The organism is Arenimonas sp. (assembly GCF_022842045.1).
Lineage (GTDB): Bacteria > Pseudomonadota > Gammaproteobacteria > Xanthomonadales > Xanthomonadaceae > Arenimonas.
Genome location: NZ_JALHQI010000016.1, coordinates 13,345 through 38,371 on the forward strand (window position 1 = coordinate 13,345; position 25,027 = coordinate 38,371).

Genomic DNA, 25,027 nt, shown 5'->3' on the forward strand with positions numbered 1-25,027 from the left:
TGGCGCCGCGGCAGTCGGACTTGGCAGAAAGTACCAAATTATCTACAGCTCAGCGCACTTTCCGGACGACTGGTTAGACTACACGCTCATTTTCTTTTCAATGCTGCTTTCGTACGCTGTATGGGTGTACTTCATTCGACGGTTTGGTGTCTGGGAAAAGTGGCATAAGGGTTCAAAGTACCACTGGCACTAGTGGCTAACTATTCATTCAAGCCGACGCCTTCGGCGCGGCTTAACTTAGGCGTTAGGCTGCAGTGAAAGATCGTCGAACAACACTGCTTGTTGACCTCCTTGAGCTTCGCCGCCCACTTCCGGCGATTCTGGGAGAGCTGTCCGCACTTCCGTGGGACTGCGACGAACTGTTGGTTACGCTCGGGCCCGAACATGTAGTCACAGTGCTCCAGCGCTATCTTTCGGGGGAGATCTCAAGCGCCGATGTTGAGGATTGGGCGGATGCGGTGGAGCTCCGGGATGGCATCAGTGCCGACCCTGACGATCCAGCAGCACAGGCAATTCACGAGCTCGCCAATCCGTTGATTACGCGGCCGCTTTCAATGCATTCTGCGTCCACCCTGGTTGCCAGCCTCACGGGGCTGCAGCCTAACTAATCATTCAAGCCGACGCCTTCGGCGCGGCTTAACTCAGGCGTTAGGCGGATATGGCAAACCGTATTCCCCACAAGTTATTTGCCCTGCTTTTCTTATTGGGCGGCGTGTGGGCATGTTTTGCGGCAAACCTCTGGATATGGGCTATGCCTGGGGGGTGGGAGCAAGACTTGGCGGTCCCCGCATCGCTGGCTGCCCTAGTCACAGTTGCAGCTGGGGCTCTTTGGTTTTTTCAGCCGAGGCTCGGAATTGCGTTGGCCATCGCGACTATGATTCCACAGCCATTCTCCTTTGCTTACGGTTCCGTAGCCTATGCTTTTCACCTTTGGCCGAACTATCGCATTGAGCTAGACATCATTGGTTCCCGTGACAACCTAGCGAACGTTTTTGTTCATGACTTCAGCTTTGTTCCGCAGTACATGTTGAGGACTGATGCTGATTATGTTGGTTTCGGTCTTGGGCTAGAGCTTGTTTCATTCTTAGCTTTGCTTGTGCTTCTACATCTATTTGCACTTTCTAGGCGACCTCTCTCTACTGGCTTGCCTAACTAATCATTCAAGCCGACGCCTTCGGCGCGGCTTAACTAAGGCGTTAGGCGGGCATGCTGAAATTACTGATCCTCGTCGCGGCAATATTCCTGGCGTCGAATTCCGCCAGTGCAACCACCTGCTGGCCGGAGGGAGGCCAGCGAGCGCAGGTTCGAGCGGCGTTCGATCAGTCCTCATTTGTATTCTCGGCGTACGTTCTTGAAGTTTCCAATAGCGGCGAGGCGCCCATTGCCAAAGTGAGTGTTCTGCAGGTCTGGAAGGGCGAGATTGAGGTTGGTCAGGTCGTTGAGACGACTGCGTCAGATTCAGTTTACTTCATGGGTGACGGCGTCATTCCTCTGCCAGGAACTGCCCTTCTGATCTACTCCCCCTCGGAGCTGCCTCAATTTCTCCATGTGTGCTCTCGCACACGGCAGCTCGACTATGCTACTGGCGACATCCCGCTACTCAACAACTTTTCAAAGAAGCAGCGCTACAAGCTTGGCGGGTAGCCCGCCTAACAAATCATTCAAGCCGACGCCTTCGGCGCGGCTTAACTAGGGCGTTAGGCCTCATGAAGCACGCAACGCGGTGGTCCGGATTTTTCTTGCTGGCACTGGCAGGAGCATGCCTTGGGCAGCTCGCAGCGCTGCTAGTTGCCTCTGATTCCTGCCTCGATGCAGGCGGCAGTTTCCACTATGCTTCGGGCCTGTGTGACTTTAAGACATCACATCCAGGCATAGACGTAAAAAGCGTTTGGCAACTTTGGCTTGGTCTCTTCTCTTTGGTGGCCGGCGCGCTCACAGTTTGGCGCTCGTTCAAGGCCTAACGTGCTGCTGATCACCTGCCTGCTGTGCGTGGGGCTGCAGCACGCCAGGCGCCGCTGAGGCCGCCCTTGAGAATCCTCCTGTTCGGCAACTCCGGTTCCGGCAAAAGCACCCTGGCCCGACGGCTGGGCGCGCAGCACGGGCTGCCCCACCTGGACCTCGACACCATCGTCTGGGAGCCGGGCCAGGTGGCGGTGCCGCGTACGACCGAGGCCGTCGCCGAAGCGCTGGCGAACTTCATCCAGGCCAACGACACCTGGGTCATCGAGGGTTGCTACGGCGAGCTGGTGCAGGCGGCGTCCGCGCACTGCACCGAACTGATCTTCCTCAACCCGGGGCTGTCGGCTTGCCTGGCCAACAACCGCCGCCGCCCGTGGGAGCCCCACAAGTACGATTCGAAGGAAGCCCAGGACGCGATGCTGGACAACCTGCAGGATTGGGTTGCCGGCTACTACACGCGCGAGGACGACTGGTCCTACCGCGCCCACCGCCGGGTATTCGATGCGTTCACCGGCAACAAGCGCGAACGGTATGTCCGGGAGGCGCGGCCGGCCGACGTGGCCGACATGCAGCGGATCCGCCGGGCCGTGCGCGAGAACCGCTTGTCCGATGCCGGCCGCGTCACCGATGCCGATTGCATCGCGGCCATGGATGCGCTCGGGAAGACCTGGCTCGCGGTGGACGGCGACGACGTCGTGGCGTTCGCCTCGGCCTATCGGACGGGCAACGTGTGGGCCCTGTTCGTCGACCCGGACCACGAAGGCCGCGGCTGGGGCCAGGCGCTGCACGCGCAGGCGGTCGATTGGTTGTGGTCGTTGGGGCACGAGCGCCTTTGGCTGACTACCGGCGCCGGTACCCGCGCAGAACGCTTCTACCTTTCCCGGGGCTGGCAGCCGCGGGGCGTGGACCCGGGCGGCGACCTTCGCCTGGAACTCGAGCGAGCCCGGACCTCGCCGCCATGAATCAGTACGAGAAGAACATCCTCGCCCATATCGAGGCGCATGGCTGCAGCGTCACCTCCGTGTTCGATCCGGACCGGGAGGAGCCGCCCTTCTCCTACTCGATCGGCATCGCCCGCTCGGCCGGTGCGCCAGAGTTGATCGTCATCGGGCTGGAGTCGAAGCTGTGCCATTGGATGATCAACGAGTACAACAGGCGGGTTCGTGCCGGGGAAGCCTTCGTGCCGGGGGTGGATTACCTCGGTTTCCTGCAGGGCTTTTCGGTACAGTTCGGGCCCGTCTCGCGGGAACACCGCGAGGAGTACATGCGCTCGGCGTGCTGGCTGCACGACGGGCCGGACTTCGAGGCGCTGCAGTTGATCTGGCCCAGCACCTCGGGTGTCTGGCCCTGGGATCCAAAAGCCACCGAAACCCTGCGCCAACGCCAACCCTTACTTTCCAAGCCCCCGGTGAACCCATGAACCACCAAGAAAAAATCGAGCGGATGTACCGCCACACCGACGCCCTCGGCATCAGCCGCGGCACCGCTGCGCCGCCGGCCTGGCGCCTGCTCTGGAAGATGGGCCTGGAGGTGCCGCCGCCGCTGTTCGCGCCCTTCCTGCCGATGGCGTTGGGCATGGGCGCGTTCTTCACGGTCGGCTGGGGGTTGCTGATGTGGCTGGGCTTCTGGTCGCACAAGGGCTTTCCGCTGTCGGCGGCGGTGCTGTCGGCGCTGGCCGCCGGAGCGATCTTCGGCGGCGTGATGGCGGCGGTGTATCGCCACCTGGCCCGGAAGCACGGGCTGCCTGCCTGGGCCGAGTACAGCGGCCTCCCCTGAGCCGCCACTTCGGAGGTTTCCCGCTAGCCGGCCGGCCACGCGGGGATTGGCTACACTCGGCCCATCCCGCCCGAGGCCCCGCCATGACCCTGCGTCCCTTCACGAAGACCCTGCTCGCCGCCGCGCTGGCCCTGGCCGCGCTGCCGGCCGCTGCCGACACCGTGCTGATCTCCGCCGCGCGCCTGCTCGACGTGCGCACCGGCCAGTGGATCGAAAACCCCGAGATCCTGGTGCGCGACGGCAAGATCGCCCGCATCACCCGCGGCCCCGGCGAGCCCGTCGCCGACGCGCGCCGCATCGACCTCGCCGGCCTGAGCCTGCTGCCCGGCCTGATCGACATGCACGTGCACCTCGACTCCGACCCCAGCTACGGCGGCTACACCGGCCTGCAGTTCACCGACCGCTTCTGGTCGATGCTGACGGTGAAGCACGCGGGCGAAACGCTGGACGCCGGCTTCACCACCGTGCGAAACGTCGGCGCCGATGCCTGGAACGACGTCGGCCTGCGCCAGGCCGTGGACGAGGGCAAGGTGCGCGGCCCGCGCGTGGTCAGCGGCGGCTACAGCTTCGGCGCCACCGGCGGGCACTGCGACAGCACCTACTTCCCGCCCTCGTTCGATTCGAAGAACCCCTACAACGCCGACAGCCCGGAAGAGGCGCGCAAGCGCGTGCGCGAGATCCGCAAGTACGGTGCGCAGGTGATCAAGGTCTGCGCCACCGGCGGCGTGTTCTCGCGCAACACCGAGCCGGGCCAGCAGCAGCTGAGCGAGGCCGAGATGCGCGCCGTGGTCGAGGAGGCGCACCAGTGGGGCCTGAAGGTCGCCGCGCACGCGCACGGCAGCAGCGGCATCAAGGCCGCCATCCGCGCCGGCGTGGACACCATCGAGCATGCCAGCCTGATCGACGACGAGGGCATCGCGCTGGCGATCAAGCACGGTGCCTGGCTGTCCATGGACATCTACAACACCGACTACACCCAGGCCGAGGGCAAGAAGAACGGCGTGCTCGAGGACAACCTGCGCAAGGACCGCGAAATCGCCGACCTGCAGCGCGAGAACTTCCGCCGCGCCCACGCCGCCGGCGCGAAGATGGTGTACGGCACCGACGCCGGCGTGCACCGCCACGGCGACAACGGCAAGCAGTTCGCGGTGATGGTGCGCTACGGCATGACGCCGCTGGAGGCGATCCGCTCGGCCACCGTGAATTCGGCCGAAGCGCTGGGCCGCAGCGACGTCGGCGTGGCGGAGGTGGGCCGCTGGGCCGACCTGGTGGCTGTGTCGGGCGATCCCACGAAGGACGTGACCCTGCTCGAAGCCATCCCCGTCGTCATCCAGGGCGGCGAAGTCGTCAAAGACACCCGCTGACCGCTCCCGGTAGGAAGGACTTCAGTCCCGAAGCTTTCCGGAGAAAAGCTTCGGGACTGAAGTCCCTCCTACAGGCCGCGTGGCTCAGCGGAGGTGGCGGGTGAGGTGGGCCTGCAGCGCGGGGCTGGCGGGCTCGGGCTCGGCGCCGCCGATGGTTTCGTGCAGCAGGCGTTCCATCAGGAAGTAGTAGGCCTCGCGGGTCTTCTCGTCGGCGATGGCGTGGCCGGCGTCGGTGTCGACGAAGAAGGTGGCGTCCTTGCCCAGCGTGCGCAGGCGCGCGACGTAGTGGGTGACGCCGCGGATCGGCACGCGCTCGTCCTGGCCACCGGCGAGCACCAGCACCGGGCGGGTCAGCGCGGCGGCGTTCGCGCTCGGGGACTGCGCGGCCAGTCGCTGCATCTGCGCCGCGTCATCGGGGTCCACGCCCAGCGCGCGCATCGACGCCGCCATCGGGATGCCCGGGTGCATTTCCTGCCCCGCGCCCTGGTACTCGTGCACCACGCGGCCGAAGTCCGCCGGCGGCACGCCCGCTACCGCCGCCTTGAACAGCGACGGCTCGAAGGTCACGCCCAGCAGCGCCGAGTAGCCACCAAACGAGGCGCCGACGATCGCCACGCGCTCCGCGTCGCCGACGCCGTTCGCCAGCAGCCAGCGCGTGCCTTCGACGATGTCCTTCTGCACGCGCCCGTTGCCGAAATCGCCGCGCGACGCCAGCACGTAGTCCAGCCCCATGCCGGTCGAGCCGCGGAAGTTCGGCTGGAACACCGCGTAGCCGCGGTTGGCGAGCAGCTGCGCGTCATTGCTGAAATCCGGACGCACCAGGCTGAAGGGTCCGCCGTGCACGCTGACGACCAACGGCGCACGCGCTACGTCCACGCCCAGCGGCAGGGTCAAGAAGCCATGCAGTCGCCGCCCATCGGAGGCGGTCCACTGGATCGGCCACTTGCGCGACATCACCGCTTCATCGGGTCGTTCCTGCGGATGGCCGCCGAAGACGAAGCCGGCCTCCTGCCGCAGCGGCTGCAGCGCCCCGTCGGCCGAGGCCAGCCACGCGCGCTCGCCGCGCAGCCGGTCGCCACGTTCGATCATCAGCCAGCGCTCGCCGCCGACCTGCACGCGCAGCGAGGCGCCGGTCAACGCGCCCCGCACGGCCGCAAGCCGCCTGTCGTCCTCCGGTGAACGCGCCAGCAGCTGCGGCACCGTGCTGTCGTAGCCGAGGAAGCGCGGCTCGCCGTCCGCCGGATCGAGCGCTACGTGGTTGAGGTCGGCTTCGCCGCGCGGATCCTGGTGCACGCGCGTCACGGCGCCGTCGGCGGCCACGTGCAGCAGGCCGGAGAGATCGGCGTCGACGTTGCCTATCAGCCACTGGCCACCTCCGGACGAAGTGCCCAACAGTCGGCAGCGCCGCGGCACGGCGCAGGTCAGCACGGCACGCCCGGGCGAGGCCAGGCGATACAGCACGTGCGCCTCGCCTTCGGCGCGCATCAGCCAGGCGAGCTTGCCCGTGTCGTCGATCGCCGCATCCACGATCGGAAGCGAATCCTCGTGCAGCGGCGTTTCGCGCCCGCCGGGCTGCACGCGCAGCAGGCGCCAGCGCGGTGCATCGGCGGCATTGCGCGCCGGCCGTTCCACCACCAGCGCCGCATCACCGATCGCCGGATCGGGGCCAACGAATACGCGACGGCCCAGCCCGCCCAGCGTCGACAGTTCGCCATCGCCGCCCTGGCCATCCGCCGCAAGCACCGCCAACTGGCGCGAACCCGGCAGGAACAGCCAGCGCCCATCGCGCGACCAGACCAGCTCGTTGGCATCGGTGCGCGCCAGCCGCAGTCGCGGCTGGCCGTCCGGCAGCGCCTGGAGCCACACCCCGCGCCGGCCGCCATGCTCGCCGAGCCACGCGACCTGCCGGCCATCGGGCGCCAGCGCGAAGCCGTGCTCGCGCGGCTGCGACAGGAACGCGGCCCGCGGCAGCTTCGGCGGTGCCGGTCGCGCGCGTTCCGCGGCGATGGCTCGGCGCAGGGCCGCAGCGTCGGAAGAAGCCGTGCTGGACGCGGAAGCCTTGCCGCCGTTCGAAGCAATGCTGCCCACCGTGGCCATCGCCAGCGGCATGGTCGGCGCAGCCGCCAGCACCGGGGCCGATGGCGACGTCGCCCCCCGCGGTCCCCCAGCCAACGGCGCGGTCATGGTTGCGACGCCCGACACGAGCAACGCGATTCGCAGCACCGCGATCACGACGCCAGACCCTCCGTGCCCGCCACCGGCAGCGTGACGTCCTCACGCAGCGGTGCCAGCCGCCACAGCGCCATCAGCGCGGGCAGGCCCACGACCGCGCAGGCCAGGCACCAGGCCAACTTCGCGCGCGGCGACAGCGACGTGCGCCGCACCCGCCACGCGCCCGCCGCCAGCGACACCAGCAGCAGGCCCAGCGCCACGCCGTTGACAACCATCGGCCGCGGCGGCGGCGCCAGCATCGCCTGCGCCTGCGGCGCCGACAGCACCGGCCGCACCGCCTCCAGCGACGTCTTGATCGCCGGCGACAGCCACCAGCTCTGCCAGGTGAACAACGGCCCGTAGCCCGTGCTGAGTTCGCGCCGCGCCACGTCGGTGACCACGCCCGCCTCGTCCACCTTCAGCAACTGCTGGAAGGAATCGCCCTTGCCGTTGTGGCGCAGGCGCGTCAGGGTGAACGACACCAGGTAGCCGTCCAGCAGCTCCATCACGTCCACGCGCTGCAGGTTGCCGGTGGGGCCGGGCAGCGGTACCCGCAGTCCGCCCGCGAGCAGGCCTTGGCCCTGCCGCATTGCGCGCGCATCGTGGAAGTACAGCGCGCGCTGGCTCATCACCGCCAGGCGTTCGCCGTCGTAGCGCACGGTGGCGATGAACTCGCCTTCCGGCAGCTGGATGCGAGGCAGCACGCGCTGCGTCTCCGCGTCGAACTGGTGCAGCGTGTCGCGGCCCGCCAGCAGGCCACCCTCGACCGGCAGCGGCGGCGTCGGGAAGCGGGCGTCGCCGTCCGCACCCAGTTCGCCCACGCGCTGGCGATCCGCCAGCCCATAGCCGACGAACTTGCCCAGGTCGTGGCTGAAGACCCAGCGGATGCGCCGCTGCTCGTCGTCGAACTCCATCGGCGCGCGGTTGGTGAGCTCGTGCCAGGCAGGCGACACCGGAATGCCCACGCCGAAGGTGGCGATTTCGGAAATCGCGGCCTGCTCGCGCCACAGCGGCGCATCGGGATGCGCGCTGTGGGCCAGGCCGGCGACGATCAGGTCGGGGCCCTCGGCGTTGTCGGCCTGCTTGGCGCTGCCGGCCGGGGCGCTGGCCAGGTTGTTCGGGTGCGTGCCCTGCGCGATCCACAGCAGCTCGGCGCCGAAGCCCGCGAGCACCAGCAGCAGCCACATCATCACCTGCATCGGCACGGCCAGCAGCCAGGCACCGGCGCCGCCGGGCAGGCGCTCGACGTCGGGCTTGAACGCGGCCAGCACCAGCGCCAGCAGCCAGGCCAGCACCAGCGCCTGCAGCAGCAGCGCGCCCATGCCCGTCGCGTATGCCGCAGGCAGCAGCAGCAGGAACGCCAGCGGCGCCAGCGCCGCGCGCCGCGGCAGCAGGATCGCCGCCGCACCGGTGGCATAGCCCGCCAGCGTGAGCAGCAGCGCCGCGCCGCAAAGCAGCCAGTGGCGCAGGTCGAGCACGCGCGGCGTCATGGCGTCCTGCCACGCGGCGGTGGCCAGCAGCGGCAGCAGCACCGCCAGCGCCAGCAGCGCCGCGCCTGCGCCGAGCAGCGCCAGCGCGATGCGCCACGGCACCAGCGGGCGGTGCAGCAGGTTCAGCCACGCATTCGGACGCCGGTAGCCGCCCATCTGGTACAGGCCCAGCAGCAGGCCGCTGAGCGCGTACACCGCCGCGAACGCGAGGTAGACCTCGTCGGGCTGCTGCGCCAGGTCGGCCACGCGGGTCAGGAACAGCAGGATCGCCTGGTGCGCGGCGGCGTAAACCAGCGCCCACGGCAGGAAGCGGCGCAGTTCGGCGTTGAACAAGTCTTTCATCGGGTCGGGTCCGGTCAGGCGGCGGCGGGCGCAGCGTGGTTCTTGGCCAGGAAGCCATTGACCGCGCGGTCGAGGCCGACGGGCATGGCGTTGATCGAGCGGGCGCCGTGGGCGCGCAGGAACTCGGCGAAACCCTCGCCCTGGTCGAGCACCAGGTAGTGGTGCAGGCCGTCGATGCGCTGCACCTGCAGCAGGCCCGGCACGGTGCGCGGTTCCGGACCCTTGAACGGGATGTCGGCGACCCAGTAGGTGACGCGCGCGACGAAGTCCTCGGGCGCGGACATGGTGCGCAGCTCGCCTTGCTCGAGGATGACCAGGTTGTCGGCCACGCGCTCGATCTCGTCCATCTGGTGCGAGCAGTAGATGACGGTGCAGTCGTCGCCGGTGTTGCTGGTCATCAGCGCTTCGAGGAAGGCGCGCTTGGCGACCACGTCCAGGCCCAGCGTGGGTTCGTCGAGCACCAGCAGCTCGGGGCCCTGGGCCAGCGCCAGCGCCAGGTTCAGGCCGGCGCGCTCGCCGCGCGAGAGTTCGCTGATCTTCTGCGTCGGCAGGACGTGGTAGTGGCCCAGCACTTCCTCGAACAGCGGCTGCTTCCAGCGCGCGTACAGGCGGCGCTGGGCGGCGGTCACTTCGTGCACGCGCATCCAGGCCGGCAGGGTGTGCTCTTCGTTGACGAAGCCGATGCGGCCGCGGTCGTCGGGCGTGAGGCGCTGGCTGTCGCGGCCGAGGATGCGCGCTTCGCCAGCGCTGGGCGCGAGGAAGCCGAGCAGGATGCGGAACAGGGTGGACTTGCCGGCGCCGTTGGCGCCGACGATGGCGTGGATGTGGCCGCGCGGCACCTGCAGGTCCAGGTGGCGCAGCGCGAACTTGCCGCCGTAGCGTTTGCTGAGCGCGCGGGTTTCGATCACGAAGTCGGTCATGGGGGGCTCCGTGGCTCAGGCGGTCTTGCGCGGGGCGCAGGCCTGCAGCTCGGCGCCGAGGCGTTCGAGCACTTCATCGGCCGGCAGGTCCAGGGCCACCACGTCGTGGACGAAGCGGGTCACGGCGTCGTCGAAGCGCTTGTCTCGCTCGGCCTGGCTGAGCCGCTGGCGCGGCGCGGCCACGAACAGGCCCAGGCCCTGGCGCGACTCCAGCCAGCCCTCTGCGGTGAGTTCGGCGTAGGCCTTGGCGACGGTGTTGGGGTTGATGCCCAGCTGCTGGGCCAGGCCGCGCACGCTGGGCAGCTGCATGCCGCGCGCCAGGTCGCCGGTGGCCACCTTCATGCGCACGCCGTCGACGATCTGCTTACTGATCGGGCGGGCGTCGCCGGTGGCGATCTCGATCATCAGGGCCTGGGTGCGGGCCATGGGCGTCCTCGCTGTACTGTGTGTGCTAGTACAGTAAAGACAGCGATCCGACCCGGTCAAGCCCCCGGAAGTCACGGGTGCCGAAAAAATGTAGGAGGGACTTCAGTCCCGAAGCTTTTCGCCGAAAAGCTTCGGGACTGAAGTCCCTCCTACAGGGAGCGGTGAAGCAGGGGCGGCGGCTTACTGGGCCGGGGCCGCCTCGGCCTGGGGCTTCACGAAGCGCAGGGTCATGCGGTCGCTCTCGCCGATGGCGGCGTACTTGGCCTTGTCGGCCTCGTCGTGGCGGTTGCCCGGGGGCAGGGTCCAGACGCCGTTCGGGTGGTCCTTGGTGTCGGCGGGGTTGGCGTTGATCTCGCTCTTTTCGTCCAGCACGAAGCCGGCGGCGGTGGCGAGGCCGATCACGTAGTCCTCGGGCAGGTAGCCGCTCTCGACCACTTCCTCCAGCGTCTTGCCCGCGGCCGCGCGGTGCTCGACCACGCCCAGCACGCCGCCCGGGGCCAGCACGTCGTAGAAGCCCTTGAACATCGCCGCCTCGGTGCCGGCGCCGACCCAGTTGTGCACGTTGCGGAAGGTCAGCACCACGTCGGCCGAGCCCGGCTCGCCGAACACCGGCGCCTTCGGGTCGACTTCGATCACGCTGGCGTTGACGTAGACGTCGGCGCGCGCCGCCAGCTTCTCGCGGAACTTGGTGTTGGCATTGGTGTAGTACTCGGTCGCCCGCTCGCTGCCGGCCTTGGCCGGGTCGTTGAGCACGCCGATGTAGCGGCCCTTGCCCTGCGCCAGCGGGGCCAGGATCTCGGTGTACCAGCCGGCGCCCGGGCTGATCTCGATCACGGTCTGGCTGGGGCCGACGCCGAAGAACTCGAGGGTTTCGCGCGGGTGGCGGTACTGGTCGCGGGCGGCGTTGGCCGGGTCGCGCCAGTCGCCGGCCAGGATGGCGGCCATCGGGTCGGCCTCGCGGTCGCGGGCGTCGGCGTCGTCGACGGCGGGGGCGGTCTCGGCGGGCGCCGCATCGGCGGCGGCGGTATCGCCGTAGGTGGCGTCGGCCGGCGCGGCTTCATCGTTGGACGCGCCGCAGCCCGCCAGCAGCACGGCGGACAGGGCGAGGGCGAGCGGGGCGAGTTTCGTGCGCATGCGGGTGGCTCCGGGGGTGTGTGGAAACAGCCGCCGACACTAGCACGCAAGCCTGTTAACGCCATGTAGGAGGGACGAAAAGAAAGCGCCCCGCGGCGGCCGTGGGGCCGAACGCGGGGCGCAGGTCCGGAGGAGCGGACCGGACGGGCTTACTGCAGGTCGAAGCGGTCCAGGTTCATCACCTTGGTCCAGGCGGCGACGAAGTCGTTGACGAACTTCTTCTCCGCGTCACCCGCGGCGTACACCTCGCACAGCGAGCGCAGCTGCGAGTTCGAGCCGAACACCAGGTCGACCACGGTGCCGGTCCACTTCACCTGGCCAGTCTTGCGGTCGCGGCCCTCGAGCACGTTCTTGTCGCCGGCCGAACGCGCCCACTTGGTGGACATGTCGAGCAGGTTGACAAAGAAGTCGTTGCTCAGGGTGCCCGGGCGCGCGGTGAACACGCCGTGCTTGGCACCGCCGTAATTGGCGTCCAGCGCACGCAGGCCGCCGACCAGCACGGTCATCTCGGGCGCGGTGAGCGTCAGCAGGTTGGCCTTGTCCAGCAGCCACTCGGCGCCGTCGGCGGCGGTCTCCTTGGTGGCGAAGTTGCGGAAGCCATCGGCCTTCGGCTCGAGCCAGGCGAAGGAATCGACCTCGGTCTGCTCCTGCGAGGCGTCGGTGCGGCCCGGCGCGAACGGGACCGAGACGTCATGGCCGCCCTTCTTGGCCGCCGCTTCCACCGCGGCATTGCCGGCGATGACGATCAGGTCGGCCAGCGACACCTTCTTGCCGCCCGAAGCGGACGCGTCGAAGTCCTTCTTGATGCCTTCCAGCACGCCCAGCACCTTGCCCAGCTCGGCCGGGTTGTTCGCTTCCCAGTTGCGCTGCGGCTCGAGGCGGATGCGGGCACCGTTGGCGCCGCCGCGGAAATCGGAGCCGCGGAAGCTCGACGCCGAGGCCCAGGCCACGCGCACCAGCTCGGCGTTCGACAGGCCCGAGGCCAGCACCTTGGCCTTGAGCGCGGCCACGTCCTTGTCATCCACCAGCGGGTGGTCGACGGCCGGCACCGGGTCCTGCCAGATCAGGTCTTCGTTCGGCACCAGCTTGCCGAGGTAGCGCGCCTTCGGGCCCATGTCGCGGTGGGTCAGCTTGAACCAGGCGCGGGCGTAGGCGTCGTGGAACTCCTGCGGGTTGGCCAGGAAGTGACGCGAGATCTTCTCGTAGGCCGGGTCGAAGCGCAGCGCCAGGTCGGCGGTGGTCATCATGATGGTGACCTTCTTCGACGGATCGTGCGCCGCGGGGGCCACGTTCTTGTCGGTCTGCACCTTCGGGTGCCACTGGTAGGCGCCGGCCGGGCTCTTGGTCAGCTCCCACTCGTTGCCGAACAGGTTCTCGAAGTAGGTCATGTCCCACTTCGTCGGGGTCGGGGTCCAGGAACCCTCGATGCCGCTGGTGATGGTGTCGTCGCCCTTGCCGGTGCCGTGCTTGTTGATCCAGCCAAAGCCCTGCTCGGCGATGTCCGCGCCCTCCGGCTCGACGCCGACGTTGGCGGCATCACCGGCGCCGTGCGCCTTGCCGAAGGTGTGGCCGCCGGCGACCAGCGCCACGGTCTCGTAGTCGTTCATCGCCATGCGCGCGAAGGTGTCGCGGATGTCGCGGGCCGAGGCCAGCGGGTCCGGCTTGCCGTTCGGGCCCTGCGGGTTCACGTAGATCAGGCCCATCTGCACCGCGGCGAGCGGGTTGGCGAGCTCGCGGTCGCCGCTGTAGCGGTTGTCGCCGAGCCAGTCGGTCTCGGTGCCCCAGTTGATGTCGCCTTCCGGCTCCCAGATGTCGGCGCGGCCGCCGCCGAAGCCGAAGGTCTTGAAGCCCATCGAGTCCATGGCCACGTTGCCGGCCAGGATCAGCAGGTCGGCCCAGCTGAGCTTGTTGCCGTACTTCTGCTTGATCGGCCACAGCAGTCGGCGGGCCTTGTCGAGGTTGCCGTTGTCGGGCCAGGAGTTGAGCGGGGCGAAGCGCTGGGCGCCGGTGCCGCCGCCGCCGCGGCCGTCCTGCACGCGGTAGGTGCCGGCGGCGTGCCAGGTCATGCGCACGAAGAACGGGCCGTAGTGGCCGTAGTCAGCCGGCCACCACTCCTGCGAGTCGGTCATCAGCGCGGTGAGGTCACGCACCACGGCGTCGAGGTCGAGGGTCTTGAAGGCCTCGGCGTAGTTGAACGCCTCGCCCATCGGGTTCGACTTCTTGTCGTGCTGGTGCAGGATCTTGAGGTTGAGCGCGTTCGGCCACCAATCGCCGTTGGACGGGCCACCGGCCTGGGTGTGGACCGGCGCACTGCCGGAAGAGAACGGGCACTTGAGTTCGGTAGTCATGGTGGGCTCCTTGGGTCTTGCAGCGAACGAACAGAGGATTCGGAGTGCGGGGCGCCCGCGCGGGCGCCGGACGGGTCCGGGCTTCACACCGTACGCCCGCATCGTCGCGCGTGAAAATGAATGTTTCGGATGCCTGCGATAGGCGCCGCCTATCAAAGTCCCGGGAAGCCGCCAGGACCGCCCCAAAAAATGTGGGAGGGACTTCAGTCCCGATGCTTTCCGGAGAAGAGCATCGGGACTGAAGTCCCTCCCACAAGGGTGTCGTGAGTTACAGGGGGTGCGGGTTAGAGCGTGGAGAGGGCGATGTTGAAGGTGTTGCTGGGGCGCATCGCCGCGGTCGTCTTCTTCATGTCGGGGCGGTAGTAGCCGCCGATGTCGACCGGCTGGCCCTGCACCGCCAGCAGTTCATCGACGATGGTGGACTCCTGCTCCGACAGCAGCCTGGCCAGCGGCGCGAACTTCGCCTTCAGCGCCTTGTCCTCGTCCTGCGCGGCCAGGGCCTGGGCCCAGTACAGCGCGAGGTAGAAGTGGCTGCCGCGGTTGTCGAGGCCGCCGACCTTGCGCGAGGGACCGCGGTCCTCGTCGAGGATGCGGCCGTTGGCCAGGTCCAGCGTCTTCGCCAGCACCGGCGCCGAGGAATTGAGCCAGCGCTCGCTGATGTGCTCGAGCGAAGCGGCCAGCGCCAGGAACTCACCCAGCGAATCCCAGCGCAGGTAGTTCTCCTGCACGAACTGCTGCACGTGCTTGGGCGCCGAACCGCCGGCGCCGGTCTCGAACAGGCCGCCGCCGGCCATCAGCGGCACGATCGACAGCATCTTGGCGCTGGTGCCCAGCTCCATGATCGGGAACAGGTCGGTGAGGTAGTCGCGCAGCACGTTGCCGGTGACCGAGATGGTGTCCTGGCCGGCGCGGATGCGCTGCAGCGACACCTTCATCGCCTCCACCGGCGGCAGGATGCGGATGTCCAGGCCCTTGGTGTCGAAGTCCTTGAGGTAGCGCTCGACCTTGGCGATCAGCTGGGCGTCGTGCGCGCGCGCGGCGTCGAGCCAGAAGATGGCCGGCGTGTTGCTCAGCCGCGAGCGGTCCACCGCCAGCTTCACCCAGTCCTGCACCGGCGCGTCCTTGGTCTGGCACATGCGCCAGATGTCGCCGGCCTGCACCGCGTGCTCGAACACCACCGCGCCGCTGGCGTCGGTGACGCGCACGGTGCCGGCGGCGTCGAGCTGGAAGGTCTTGTCGTGCGAGCCGTACTCCTCGGCCTTTTGCGCCATCAGGCCGACATTGGGCACGCTGCCCATCGTGGCCGGATCAAACGCGCCGTTCGCCCGGCAGTCGTCGATCACGGCCTGGTAGATGCCGGCGTAGCAGCGGTCCGGGATCACGGCCTTGGTGTCCTGCAGCTCGCCCTTGGCGTTCCACATGCGGCCCGAGTCGCGGATCATCGCCGGCATCGAGGCGTCCACGATCACGTCGCTGGGCACGTGCAGGTTGGTGATGCCCTTGTCGGAGTTCACCATCGCCAGGCCCGGGGCGTTCGCGTACACGGCGTCGATGTCGGCCTTGATCGCGGCCTGCGTGGCCTCGGGCAGCTGGCCCAGGCGCGCGTACAGGTCGCCGATGCCGTTGTTGGGGTCGAAGCCGGCCTCGCCGAGCACCTTCGCGTGCTTGGCCAGCGCATCCTTGTAGAACTCGGTGACGAAGACGCCGAACATGATCGGGTCCGAGACCTTCATCATCGTGGCCTTGAGGTGCAGCGAGAACAGCACGCCGGTGGCCTTGGCGTCGGCGATCTGCTCGGCGGCGAAGCGAGCCAGCGCGGCACGGCGCATCACCGAGGCGTCGACGATCTCGCCCTCCTTCACCTTGACGCTTTCCTTGAGCACGCGCTCGCTGCCGTCGGCGCCGACGAAGGCAATCTTCAGGCTGCCGGCCGTGGCCAGGGTCGCGGACTTCTCGCTGCCGAAGAAGTCATCGCCGGCCATGTGCGCCACGTGCGACTTCGAGTCGCTGGACCACTTGCCCATGCGGTGCGGGTGCTTGCGGACGTTTTCCTTCACGGCCTTGGGCGCGCGACGGTCGGAGTTGCCCTCGCGCAGCACCGGGTTCACGGCGCTGCCCATGGCCTTGCCGTAGCGCGCCTTCACGTCCCTCTCGGCGTCGGTGCGCGGCTCTTCCGGGTAGTCGGGCAGGTCGTAGCCCTGTGCCTGCAGTTCCTTGATGGCGGCCTTGAGCTGCGGCAGCGAGGCGCTGATGTTGGGCAGCTTGATGATGTTGGCTTCCGGCGTGGTGGCCAGCTGGCCGAGTTCGGCGAGGTGGTCGCCGATGCGCTGGTCGTCGCGCAGGCGCTCGGGGAACTGCGCCAGGATGCGGCCCGAGAGCGAGATGTCGCGCGTTTCGACCGCGATGCCGGCGGCGCCCGCGAAGGCCTGCACGATCGGCAGCAGCGACTGCGTGGCCAGGAACGGGGCTTCGTCGGTGAGCGTGTAGAGGATCTTGGGCGTGTCGGCCATGGTCGCGCGGTCTCGTATTCGGGCTAGCCGGCGATTGTCGCCGCTCCGCCCCGGCGGCGAAAGCCGCGAGGCGCCACGCACCGTCGCACATACGTCCGGGTACGGGTTACTGGGTGTGGACGTGCCCGGGTATCGGGCCGCGTGCCTCAGGCGGCGGTGGCGTCCGGGGGCGTGGCCCAGGTCGCCGGCGTCAGCGGCTCGAGCCCGTGCGCCACCCGCGCCTTGTCGCACTGCGGGCTGGGCTGGCCGTCTTCCCAGGCCGGCGTAAGCGCGCGGCAGGGCGAGGGGCGCAGGGCGTAGATGCTGCAGTGGCCGTCCACGCCGACCGTGCCGGCGAGCGCGACGCAGCGGGTGGGCGCGGATTCGGTGCCGCGCATGGCCAGCTCATGGCGGCGCAGCGGCACCACCAGCTCGGCGGGCGGCCCGTCGGGGTTGTCGGGCTGGGCTTCGGCCCAGTGGAAGGCCACCCGGAAGGTGGCGCAGCAGGCGCCGCAGGACAGGCAGGGATGGGGCATGGGCGCGTCGCGCGGACGCGCGCCGGGTGGGCCGGCGCGGCTCAGCGCACCTCGAAGGTGCGGGTTTCGACGACCCGGTCGTTGATGGCGATCTCCACCTGGTAGGCGCCAACCGGCCAGGGTTCGGGCTGGTTGATCGAGAAAGTGATGACGGTGGGGGTTTCCGGGCTGAGGCTCTGGCCGGCCTTGGCGACTTCGGTGCCGTCGGCGGCCAGCCAGCGCGCGGACAGCGTCAGCCCGTCGCTGCTGCCGACCGCGATCACGGCCGCGTGGATCTTGTCGCCGGGCGCGAAGGTCGTCAGCGGTTCGCCGACCTGGCCTTCTTCATCCACGGCCTTGCCCAGGTTGACCGAGGTGATGCGGAAATCGCCGGTGGGCAGCGGCGGCAGCGCCGCGGGCGCCTCGGCCGCCTCGGTGGCGGCGTCGGTGGCCGCCGTGATCTGCGCATCGGTGGGGGCGGCCGGCTCATCGCCGCTACAGGCGGCCAGGGCCAGCGAGGCGAACAGGACGGCGGCGAACTGGGCGTGGCGCATGGCGGCTCCCGGGGGCGAGGGTCGGCGGGTTACTGGCGTGCGGTGCGCGGATTGCCAGGCAGCGGCAGGCCGGGCGTGGCGCGGAACGGGTTGATGTCGAGGCCGCCGCGGCGCGTGTAGCGCGCGTACACGGCCAGGCGGGTCGGCGCGCAGTGCTGCATCAGGTCCATGAAGATGCGCTCGACGCACTGCTCGTGGAAATCGCTGTGGTTGCGGAACGACACCAGGTAGCGCAGCAGTCCGTCGCGGGCGATGCGCGGGCCGGCGTAGCGGATCTGCACGCTGGCCCAGTCGGGCTGGCCGGTGACCGGGCAGTTCGACTTGAGCAGGTGCGAAACCAGGATCTCGTCGGCCTTGAGCGCCGGATCGGAGCTGAGGAAATCGGGGCGCGGCGGGCCGTAGTGGCTGATCTCGATCGGCAGGTCGTCGATCAGGTCGCCTTCCAGGGTTTCGATCAGCGCGGTGTTGTTGGTGGACGCCGGCGTCAGCACGACGCTGACCGGCGCACCCGAGGCCTCGGACAGGTCGCGCACCAGCTGCGCGCGCAGCGCATCGGTGTCGGAGAAGCGCGCCTGCGCGTAGCTGCCGAGGTAGAGCTTGAAGCTCTTGGACTCGATGATGTTGGGCGACGCGGCCTGCACGCGGAACTCGGCCAGCGCGACGCGCGGCTTGCCGCGGCCGTCGAGCCAGCTGAGCTCGTAGGCGTTCCAGAAATCGACGCCCACGAACGGCAACTCCTCGCCCAGGCCCAGCGCCGCACGCTGGGTCGCGCGCGCGATCGGGAACAGCAGGCTGGGATCGTAGTCGTTGCCGTACTCGACGGCCTTGCCCAGCGGGCTCAATTCGGGGGAAGTCATGGCGCGCATTCTCTCACGGCCCCGCCCTTGTGGGAGGGGCTGGCGTCCCTCCCCCGAGGGGTTGGTCAGAAGGCGGCGTCGAACGCGACTTCACCCTGGACCCCCACCTGGTAGGCCGATACCCGGCGTTCGAAGAAGTTCGTCAACTCCTGCACGTCCTGAAGCTCCATGAACGGGAAGGGGTTGCGGGCCCCGAAGTGCCGCGGCAGCCCGAGCTGGGCCAGGCGCTGGTCGGCGCAGTACTCCAGGTACTGGCGCATGTCGCGCGGCGACAGCCCCGCCACGCCGCCCGACAGCACGTCGTCGGCGAACAGGCACTCCACGTCCACGGCCTCGCACAGCATCGTGACGATCTGCGCCTTGAGCTCGTCGTCGAACAGGTCTGGCTCCTCCTCGCGCACCGTACGGATGACCTCGAACGCGAACGCCATGTGCCCGCTTTCGTCGCGGAAAACCCAGTTCGTGCCACCCGCCAGGCCATGCAGCAGCCCGCGCGAGCGCAGGTAGTACACATAGGCAAACGCCCCGAAGAAGAACAGCCCCTCGATGCAGGCGGCAAAACAAACCAGGTTCATCAAAAACTGGCGGCGATGAGCGCGGGTGTCGAGCCGCTGCAGGGCCTGCACGCTGTCCATCCACTTGAAGCAGAACTCGGCCTTGCGGCGGATGGACGGGATGTTCTCGATCGCCGCGAAGGCCTTCGCGCGCGCCTCGGGCTCGGGCAGGTAGGTGTCGAGCAGCGTGAGGTAGAACTGCACGTGCAGCGCCTCCTCGTAGAGCTGCCGCGACAGGTACATCCTGGCCTCGGGCGCATTGATGTGCTGGTAGAGGTTGAGCACGAGGTTGTTCGAGACGATGGAGTCGCCGGTGGCGAAGAACGCCACCAGCCGCTCGACCAGGTGCCGCTCGGCCGGCCCGAGCTTGGTCTTGAGGTCCTGGGTGTCGAGCGAGAAATCCACTTCCTCGACGGTCCAGGTGTTGCGGATGGCGTCGCGGTACATCTCGAAGAACTGCGGGTAACGCATGGGGCGCAGCGTCAGATCGAATCCTGGGTTCAGGAGTCTGGGAACTAGTGAAGAGGAACTGGGATCTAGTGAAGAGCGGGGGACGGACGCGGTCATGGGTGATTTCCTGATGGGTGGGTGCTGCATGGATCGGGAGGATTGGGGGTGGCTGCGGAGAAACTGGATGCACTACCGGAAAGCGGTTGTGTGGGTAAAAGCGGTGCAATTGGCGGAATTGAGCTGTCGACTTTCCAAGCGACTTCCCCCGGAGGAGCGGTTTGGCGTCAGGTCACAGATCACCCGTGCTGCCGTGTCTGTCCCGAGCAACGTCGCGGAGGGCTGGACAAGAGAGTCGCGACGGGAGAAAGCCCAGTTTCTGGCAATCGCCCATGGCTCGCTGGGTGAGCTCCACACCCAGCTGCTCCTCTGCGGCCGGCTAGGCTGGCTGCCCTCCAGTGAAACCAGGCAGGTGATCGAATTGGCCTTCGAAGTCGGTCGAGTGCTGACCACCCTGAGAAAGGCATTACGCTCCACCCCGGCCTCGCCAAGACTCCCTGCCGCGCCCACTAGTTCCTAGTTCCTCTCAACTATTTCCCAAGAAATCACTGACATGCCTCGCAGGACTCCGGATTCTCGAGCGAGCAAGAAACCACCGCCGCCGCGTCAGGGCCATTGACCGTGGTCTTGGCGATGCGCGTGGCCGGCCGGGAGCGCAGGTAATACGTGGTCTTGATCCCCTGTTTCCAGGCATACATGTACATCGACGACAGCGCGCCGATGTTCGGGGACTCCATGAACAGGTTCAGCGACTGGCTCTGGTCGATGAAGGCGCCGCGATCGGCGGCCATGTCGATCAGCGAGCGCATCGGCACTTCCCAGACGGTGCGGTAGACGGCGCGCAGTTCGGCGGGGATCTCGCTGATGCCCTGCACCGAGCCTTCCGCCAGCTTGACGCGGTCGCGCATCTCCGGCGTCCACTGGCCCAGCTGCTTGAGCTCGCGCACCAGGTGCCGGTTCACCTGCAGGAAGTCGCCCGACAGCGTCTCGCGCTTGAACAGGTTGCTGACCTGGGGCTCGATGCACTCGTAGCAGCCGGCGATGGATGCGATGGTGGCGGTGGGCGCGATCGCCACCAGCAGGGAGTTGCGCAGGCCGTGCTCGCGGATGCGCTCGCGCAGGGCGTCCCAGCGCTCGGGCGACCCGGGCTGCACGCCCCAGGCGTCGAACTGCAGTTCGCCATGCGCGGCCCGGGTCTCCTCGAAGTTCGGGTGGCGGCCGCGTTCCTGCGCCAGTTCGCAGCTCGCGTCCAGCGCGTGGAAGTAGATGTCCTCGGCGATGCGCGCCGATAGCGCGCGCGCCTCGGGCGCGTCGAAGGGCAGGCGCAGCCGGAAGAACACGTCCTGCAGGCCCATCACGCCCAGGCCGACCGGGCGCCAGCGCAGGTTGCCGCGGCGGGCGGTCTCGATCGGGTAGAAGTTCAGGTCGATCACGCGGTCGAGCTGGCGCACGGCCAGGCGCACGGTCTCGGCGAGCTTGTCGAAATCGAAGTCGACGCGGTCATCTTCCTCCCGCAGGTGCTGGCCCAGGTTGATCGAGCCGAGGTTGCAGACGGCGGTCTCGTCGCCCGACGTCACCTCCAGGATCTCGGTGCACAGGTTCGACAGGTGGATCACGTTGCCGGGCCGCGCGGTCTGGTTGCTGGCGCGGTTGCACTTGTCCTTGAACGTCATCCAGCCGTTGCCGGTCTGGGCCAGGGTGCGCATCATCTTCCCGTACAGGTCGCGCGCGCGCACGGTCTTGACCGCGCGGCCGCTCGCCTCGGCCTGTTCGTAAGCCACGTCGAAGGCCTTGCCGAACAGGTCGGTGAACTGCGGCACCGCCTTGGGGTCGAACAGCGACCACTCGCCGTCGGCCTCGACCCGGCGCATGAACAGGTCCGGGATCCAGTTCGCCAGGTTGAGGTTGTGCGTTCGCCGCGCCTCGTCGCCGGTGTTGTCGCGCAGCTCCAGGAACTCCTCGACGTCGGCGTGCCAGGGCTCGAGGTAGACGCAGGCGGCTCCCTTCCTCTTCCCGCCCTGGTTGACCGCTGCGACCGACGAATCCAGCGTCTTCAGCCACGGCACGATGCCGTTGGAGTGGCCGTTGGTGCTGCGGATCAGCGAACCGCGCGAACGCACGCGGGTGAACGAGACGCCGATGCCGCCGCTGAACTTGCTCAGCATCGCCACGTCCGCGTACTTGCGGTAGATCGATTCCAGCGTGTCGTCGGGGGAGTCGAGCAGGAAGCAGCTCGAGAGCTGTTCGTGCGTGGTGCCGGCGTTGAACAGCGTCGGCGAGCTGGGCAGGTAGTCCAGCGACGCCATGCGGCGGTAAAGCGCCAGCGCCTCGGGCACGTCCTGGCTCAGCGCGCAGGCGATGCGCAGGAAGAACTGCTGCGGGGTCTCGATGACGGTGCGCTGGGTCGGGTGCCGCAGCAGGTAGCGGTCGTACAGCGTGCGCAGGCCGAAGTAGTCGAAGCGGCGGTCGAGCGTGGCGTCGAGCGCGTCGTTGAGCTTGCGCGCGTTGGCCTGGACGAAACCCAGCAGCCGGTCGTTGATCAGCCCGACCTCGTGGCCGCGGGCGACGGACTGCGAGAAGGCGTGGATCTCCTGGCCCGCGACCTCCTTGGCGATGAGGTCCGCCAGCAGGCGCGCACCGAGGCGGCCATACTCGGGCTCTTCGGCGGTGAGCAGCGCGGCGGTGCGGATCGACAGTTCGTCCAGCTCGCGCGTGCTGGCGCCGTCGTACAGGCCGGAGATGGTGCGGGTGGCGACGCGCATCGGATCGATCGCGTACAGGTCGTCGCACTGGCGCGCCACGGCGCGGACGATCTTGTTCAGGTCCACCGGCTCGCGCCGGCCGTTGCGCTTGGTGACGGTCATGCCCAGCGCGGTGGCGGGCGGGGTGAGGGCGAACTGCGGCGCGGCGGCGTCGGCGGGCGCGGCCAGGGTTTCGGTGTTCATGGTGTTCTCCGGTGCGTGGCGCACGGTCGCCGTCCCTCCCTCGGGGGCGGCGCGCGGAGACGGGCGACGGCGACGCGCAACGGCGTCGTCGCGGCCATGCCCCCGCGGGCATGCGAAGTCAGAACGGAGGATGGAATGCGGGTGTCGCAGGGACCGAGACGCGGCGCCACGACACCGGCGCCGCCTCCCCCCGGAGACCTCTGGGCCGGTCACCGCGCGGTGTGCTTCGCGCGGCTGTCGGCAGGTCTTCGGGCTCGTGGACGTGAGAGCAGGAGCTAGTGAAGAGGAACTAGGAACTAGTGGTGATGCCGCCCTACTAGTTCCTAGTTCCTCTTCACTAGCTCCTGCTCCCGCCTACTAGCCGTCGCTTCCCAGGCCCAAGCCCAGTGCCAAAAACGGCGTTCGTTTCCACATACCGCTGCGGGGCAGCGCCGGAGTCACACCGGCTTCCCTATTAACCCTTGCGCGTTGCCGCGGTCGGGACCGACGGCCACAACATATCGGGTGCCGACGGCCAGGTCAACGCAATATGTGGTGTCAGTGCGCAGCCAGCGGCCGGCACTGCAGGTTCGCCGGCAGGTCCCGCTGCCGCGCCAGCCAGGCCGCCAGTTTCGCCATGGGAATGGAATGGCGCGGATAGGCATGGCGGCCGCGAACGACGTAGGCGGCGCCGTGCTCGCTGGCGAAGAACCGCTGGTAGTCCTCCAGCGGCGTGCGTGAGGCGCGCGCCAGCGCGGCGTCGTGGATCGGTTCCTTCAGGTCCATCGCGCCGCAGGGCAGCCACCACACCGGCCGCGCGTCCACCAGGACGAGGTGCAGGAAGCCGCTGCGATCCTCGGCGAGGAAGCCGTTGGCGTAGCGCGGCATCACGTGCCGGTCGCCGTCCGACATCAGAAGCATCAGCCGCGCCTTGCCGTACTGCGGTGAGGCCATCTGCATCAGGCCGTAGTGGCTGGTGGTCGCGCCATGGATGCGTGGCGGTAGCGACGGCCCGTGCAGGGTGTCGAGCACGCGCGCGCGGAACCAGGTCGGCGGCGGATCCATGCACAGCACGTCGGGCGAACTGCACTCGGCGAACTGCGGCAGTGCGCCCTGTGCTTCGAGCTCGACGACGGCCAGGCGGTAGGTCGCGGTCGCCGGATCGATCTCCGGGTACACGGTGGGCGGTGCGGCGTGGGCAAGGCCGGCGGCGACCAACAGCGGGGCGAGGGCGTGGCGGATCAGCGAATGGCGGGGCATGGCCGGGTCTCCGGAGGGGCTCAATGCCATGCAACGGCCCGGCCGCCATAACGGGGTTACGTCTGGACCATGCCCTTGTAGGAGGGACTTCAGTCGACGGTGTGGAGGTAGTCGAGGGAGACCTGCAGCATCGCGCGGGTGCCCACCTTCAGCGCCTCTTCGTCGAGGAAGAACTCGGGCGAGTGGTTCGACGGGGCCTTGATCGGATCCTGGCCCCTGGGCGTGGCGCCGACGAAGAAGAAGAAGCCGGGCACCTGCCGTGCGAACAGCGAGAAGTCCTCGGCCCCCATCACCAAGTCCATCTCGACCACGTTGTCGCGGCCGACCGCGGTCTCCAGGCTCGGCACCACGCGCGCAGTCAGCGCCGGGTGGTTGACCGTGACCGGGTTGCCCTTGGTGTCGGGCACCTGCGCGATCGCGGTGGCGCCGTGCGCCCTGGCCACGCTTTCCGCCACGTTCTTCAGGTCGGCGAACACCTGCGTCCGCATGCCTTCGTCGAAGGTGCGGATGGTGCCGACCAATTCCACTTCGTCGGGGATGATGTTGAATCGGATGCCGCCGTGGATCGCGCCGAACGACACCACGACCGGCAGCTTCGAGATGTTCTGGCGCCGGCTGACGATGGTCTGCGCCGTGCCGATGATGTCGGCCGCGGCCACGATCGGGTCCACGCCGCCCCAGGGCCGCGAGCCGTGCGTCTGCCGGCCCTTCACCACGATGTTGAAGCGGTCAGACGCCGCCATCAGCGGGCCGCTGCGGTAGCCGACCTGCCCGGCGTTGAGCGTGCTGAACACGTGCAGGCCGAACACCGCCTCGGGCTTGAAGCGCTCGAACACGCCCTGGCGCAGCATTTCCTCGGCGCCGCCTTCCTCGCCGTCCGGCGGGCCTTCCTCGGCCGGCTGGAAGATGAAGAGCACCTCGCCCGGCAGCTCGGCCTTCATCGAGGCCAGCGCCTCGGCCACGCCCATCAGGATGCCGACGTGGGCGTCATGGCCGCAGGCGTGCATCACGCCGGTGGTCTGGCCGTTGAACTGCGTGGTCACCTTCGACTCGAAGGGCAGGCCGCTGCGTTCGGTGACCGGCAGCGCGTCCATGTCGGCGCGCAGGGCGATGCGCGGGCCGGGCTTGCCGCCGCGCAGCACGGCGGTGACGCCGGTGGTGGCGACGCCGGTGCGGATGTCCTCGAAGCCGAGCGCGCGCAGGTGGTCGGCCGCCAGCTTCGCGGTGCGCACCTCGCGGTTGCCCAGCTCGGGATGCTGGTGGATGTCGCGGCGCCAGGCCTGCACCTTGGCGTCCACGGTGGCGGCCAGTGCCTCGACATCGGGCGCCTGCGCGGCAGCGGGACCGCAGAGCGCGGCGGCGAGGGCGGTGACGAGCAGCAGTCGGTGCATGGTCTT

20 protein-coding genes and 1 riboswitch are annotated in these 25,027 nt (G+C 68.5%); of the genes, 6 read left to right on the plus strand and 14 right to left on the minus strand.

What is annotated here, in order from left to right:
* Positions 1-254 precede the first annotated feature (254 nt).
* From Q0C12_RS05380 to Q0C12_RS05405, 6 genes are all read left to right on the plus strand, one after another.
* Positions 255-608, plus strand: coding sequence for a hypothetical protein (locus Q0C12_RS05380; RefSeq protein ID WP_290887251.1), 354 nt, complete (start codon positions 255-257; stop codon positions 606-608).
* Positions 609-1,206: 598 nt separating this feature from the next.
* Positions 1,207-1,644: a hypothetical protein gene (locus tag Q0C12_RS05385; RefSeq protein WP_290887254.1), complete on the plus strand. Its 438-nt coding sequence runs from the start codon at positions 1,207-1,209 to the stop codon at positions 1,642-1,644.
* A 383-nt stretch (positions 1,645-2,027) separates the two neighbouring features.
* Positions 2,028-2,921 carry a GNAT family N-acetyltransferase gene (locus tag Q0C12_RS05390; protein WP_290887257.1) on the plus strand — a complete coding sequence of 298 codons (894 nt, stop codon included), beginning with the start codon at positions 2,028-2,030 and terminating at the stop codon, positions 2,919-2,921.
* Complete coding sequence (locus Q0C12_RS05395; RefSeq protein WP_290887261.1) at positions 2,918-3,379, plus strand: DUF4262 domain-containing protein; 462 nt, start codon at positions 2,918-2,920, stop codon at positions 3,377-3,379. The genes Q0C12_RS05390 and Q0C12_RS05395 overlap by 4 nt, the downstream gene beginning before the upstream one ends.
* Positions 3,376-3,735, plus strand: coding sequence for a DUF6404 family protein (locus Q0C12_RS05400; RefSeq protein WP_290887264.1), 360 nt, complete (start codon positions 3,376-3,378; stop codon positions 3,733-3,735). Before Q0C12_RS05395 ends, Q0C12_RS05400 begins: the two co-directional genes overlap by 4 nt.
* A gap of 83 nt (positions 3,736-3,818) precedes the next feature.
* Positions 3,819-5,099 (plus strand): amidohydrolase family protein, encoded by a 1,281-nt coding sequence (locus Q0C12_RS05405; RefSeq protein ID WP_290887266.1) that lies wholly within the window; start codon positions 3,819-3,821, stop codon positions 5,097-5,099.
* An 84-nt stretch (positions 5,100-5,183) separates the two neighbouring features.
* On the opposite strand, the gene Q0C12_RS05410 is transcribed toward Q0C12_RS05405, so the two are convergent.
* The 14 genes from Q0C12_RS05410 to Q0C12_RS05475 all read right to left on the minus strand — a co-directional run bounded on the left by Q0C12_RS05410 (position 5,184) and on the right by Q0C12_RS05475 (position 25,021).
* Positions 5,184-7,229 carry a prolyl oligopeptidase family serine peptidase gene (locus Q0C12_RS05410; RefSeq protein ID WP_290887268.1) on the minus strand — a complete coding sequence of 682 codons (2,046 nt, stop codon included), beginning with the start codon at positions 7,227-7,229 and terminating at the stop codon, positions 5,184-5,186.
* Between the two features lie 98 nt (positions 7,230-7,327).
* Positions 7,328-9,142, minus strand: coding sequence for a hypothetical protein (locus tag Q0C12_RS05415; protein WP_290887270.1), 1,815 nt, complete (start codon positions 9,140-9,142; stop codon positions 7,328-7,330).
* A gap of 14 nt (positions 9,143-9,156) precedes the next feature.
* Positions 9,157-10,062 carry an ATP-binding cassette domain-containing protein gene (locus Q0C12_RS05420; RefSeq protein ID WP_290887272.1) on the minus strand — a complete coding sequence of 302 codons (906 nt, stop codon included), beginning with the start codon at positions 10,060-10,062 and terminating at the stop codon, positions 9,157-9,159.
* Between the two features lie 15 nt (positions 10,063-10,077).
* On the minus strand, positions 10,078-10,488 hold the full coding sequence (locus Q0C12_RS05425) for a GntR family transcriptional regulator (RefSeq protein WP_290887275.1): 411 nt from the start codon (positions 10,486-10,488) through the stop codon (positions 10,078-10,080).
* Positions 10,489-10,668: 180 nt separating this feature from the next.
* The gene (locus Q0C12_RS05430) at positions 10,669-11,622 is read right to left on the minus strand and encodes a methyltransferase (RefSeq protein WP_290887278.1); all 954 of its coding nucleotides are present in this window, start codon (positions 11,620-11,622) and stop codon (positions 10,669-10,671) included.
* 149 nt (positions 11,623-11,771) lie between these two features.
* The gene (gene katG / locus Q0C12_RS05435) at positions 11,772-13,970 is read right to left on the minus strand and encodes a catalase/peroxidase HPI (RefSeq protein ID WP_290887282.1); all 2,199 of its coding nucleotides are present in this window, start codon (positions 13,968-13,970) and stop codon (positions 11,772-11,774) included.
* 284 nt (positions 13,971-14,254) lie between these two features.
* Positions 14,255-16,480 carry an NADP-dependent isocitrate dehydrogenase gene (locus Q0C12_RS05440; protein WP_290887285.1) on the minus strand — a complete coding sequence of 742 codons (2,226 nt, stop codon included), beginning with the start codon at positions 16,478-16,480 and terminating at the stop codon, positions 14,255-14,257.
* A 146-nt stretch (positions 16,481-16,626) separates the two neighbouring features.
* Positions 16,627-16,995 (minus strand): YkgJ family cysteine cluster protein, encoded by a 369-nt coding sequence (locus tag Q0C12_RS05445; RefSeq protein ID WP_290887289.1) that lies wholly within the window; start codon positions 16,993-16,995, stop codon positions 16,627-16,629.
* A gap of 41 nt (positions 16,996-17,036) precedes the next feature.
* A complete protein-coding gene (locus tag Q0C12_RS05450) occupies positions 17,037-17,528 on the minus strand; it encodes a hypothetical protein (RefSeq protein ID WP_290887291.1) in 492 nt (163 codons plus the stop codon).
* Between the two features lie 29 nt (positions 17,529-17,557).
* Positions 17,558-18,385 (minus strand): NADPH-dependent 7-cyano-7-deazaguanine reductase QueF, encoded by an 828-nt coding sequence (queF, locus tag Q0C12_RS05455; RefSeq protein ID WP_290887294.1) that lies wholly within the window; start codon positions 18,383-18,385, stop codon positions 17,558-17,560.
* Between the two features lie 65 nt (positions 18,386-18,450).
* Positions 18,451-19,506 carry a ribonucleotide-diphosphate reductase subunit beta gene (locus Q0C12_RS05460; protein WP_290887298.1) on the minus strand — a complete coding sequence of 352 codons (1,056 nt, stop codon included), beginning with the start codon at positions 19,504-19,506 and terminating at the stop codon, positions 18,451-18,453.
* A gap of 485 nt (positions 19,507-19,991) precedes the next feature.
* Positions 19,992-22,391: a ribonucleoside-diphosphate reductase subunit alpha gene (locus Q0C12_RS05465; RefSeq protein ID WP_290887301.1), complete on the minus strand. Its 2,400-nt coding sequence runs from the start codon at positions 22,389-22,391 to the stop codon at positions 19,992-19,994.
* Positions 22,392-22,612: 221 nt separating this feature from the next.
* Positions 22,613-22,894: riboswitch (cobalamin riboswitch) on the minus strand.
* A gap of 34 nt (positions 22,895-22,928) precedes the next feature.
* The gene (locus tag Q0C12_RS05470) at positions 22,929-23,630 is read right to left on the minus strand and encodes a hypothetical protein (RefSeq protein ID WP_290887303.1); all 702 of its coding nucleotides are present in this window, start codon (positions 23,628-23,630) and stop codon (positions 22,929-22,931) included.
* An 89-nt stretch (positions 23,631-23,719) separates the two neighbouring features.
* Positions 23,720-25,021: an amidohydrolase gene (locus tag Q0C12_RS05475; protein WP_290887306.1), complete on the minus strand. Its 1,302-nt coding sequence runs from the start codon at positions 25,019-25,021 to the stop codon at positions 23,720-23,722.
* Positions 25,022-25,027: the final 6 nt, after the last annotated feature.

Coding starts and splice junctions, on each gene's coding strand:
- Q0C12_RS05475 (WP_290887306.1), bottom strand. CDS start 25,021: ATGCACCGACTGCTGCTCGTCACCGCCCTCGCCGCCGCGCTCTGCGGT.
- Q0C12_RS05450 (WP_290887291.1), bottom strand. CDS start 17,528: ATGCGCCACGCCCAGTTCGCCGCCGTCCTGTTCGCCTCGCTGGCCCTG.
- katG (WP_290887282.1), bottom strand. CDS start 13,970: ATGACTACCGAACTCAAGTGCCCGTTCTCTTCCGGCAGTGCGCCGGTC.
- Q0C12_RS05460 (WP_290887298.1), bottom strand. CDS start 19,506: ATGACCGCGTCCGTCCCCCGCTCTTCACTAGATCCCAGTTCCTCTTCA.
- Q0C12_RS05400 (WP_290887264.1), top strand. CDS start 3,376: ATGAACCACCAAGAAAAAATCGAGCGGATGTACCGCCACACCGACGCC.
- Q0C12_RS05385 (WP_290887254.1), top strand. CDS start 1,207: ATGCTGAAATTACTGATCCTCGTCGCGGCAATATTCCTGGCGTCGAAT.
- Q0C12_RS05425 (WP_290887275.1), bottom strand. CDS start 10,488: ATGGCCCGCACCCAGGCCCTGATGATCGAGATCGCCACCGGCGACGCC.
- Q0C12_RS05445 (WP_290887289.1), bottom strand. CDS start 16,995: ATGCCCCATCCCTGCCTGTCCTGCGGCGCCTGCTGCGCCACCTTCCGG.
- Q0C12_RS05395 (WP_290887261.1), top strand. CDS start 2,918: ATGAATCAGTACGAGAAGAACATCCTCGCCCATATCGAGGCGCATGGC.
- Q0C12_RS05415 (WP_290887270.1), bottom strand. CDS start 9,142: ATGAAAGACTTGTTCAACGCCGAACTGCGCCGCTTCCTGCCGTGGGCG.
- Q0C12_RS05470 (WP_290887303.1), bottom strand. CDS start 23,630: ATGCCCCGCCATTCGCTGATCCGCCACGCCCTCGCCCCGCTGTTGGTC.
- Q0C12_RS05465 (WP_290887301.1), bottom strand. CDS start 22,391: ATGAACACCGAAACCCTGGCCGCGCCCGCCGACGCCGCCGCGCCGCAG.
- Q0C12_RS05405 (WP_290887266.1), top strand. CDS start 3,819: ATGACCCTGCGTCCCTTCACGAAGACCCTGCTCGCCGCCGCGCTGGCC.
- Q0C12_RS05420 (WP_290887272.1), bottom strand. CDS start 10,062: ATGACCGACTTCGTGATCGAAACCCGCGCGCTCAGCAAACGCTACGGC.
- Q0C12_RS05440 (WP_290887285.1), bottom strand. CDS start 16,480: ATGGCCGACACGCCCAAGATCCTCTACACGCTCACCGACGAAGCCCCG.
- Q0C12_RS05430 (WP_290887278.1), bottom strand. CDS start 11,622: ATGCGCACGAAACTCGCCCCGCTCGCCCTCGCCCTGTCCGCCGTGCTG.
- queF (WP_290887294.1), bottom strand. CDS start 18,385: ATGACTTCCCCCGAATTGAGCCCGCTGGGCAAGGCCGTCGAGTACGGC.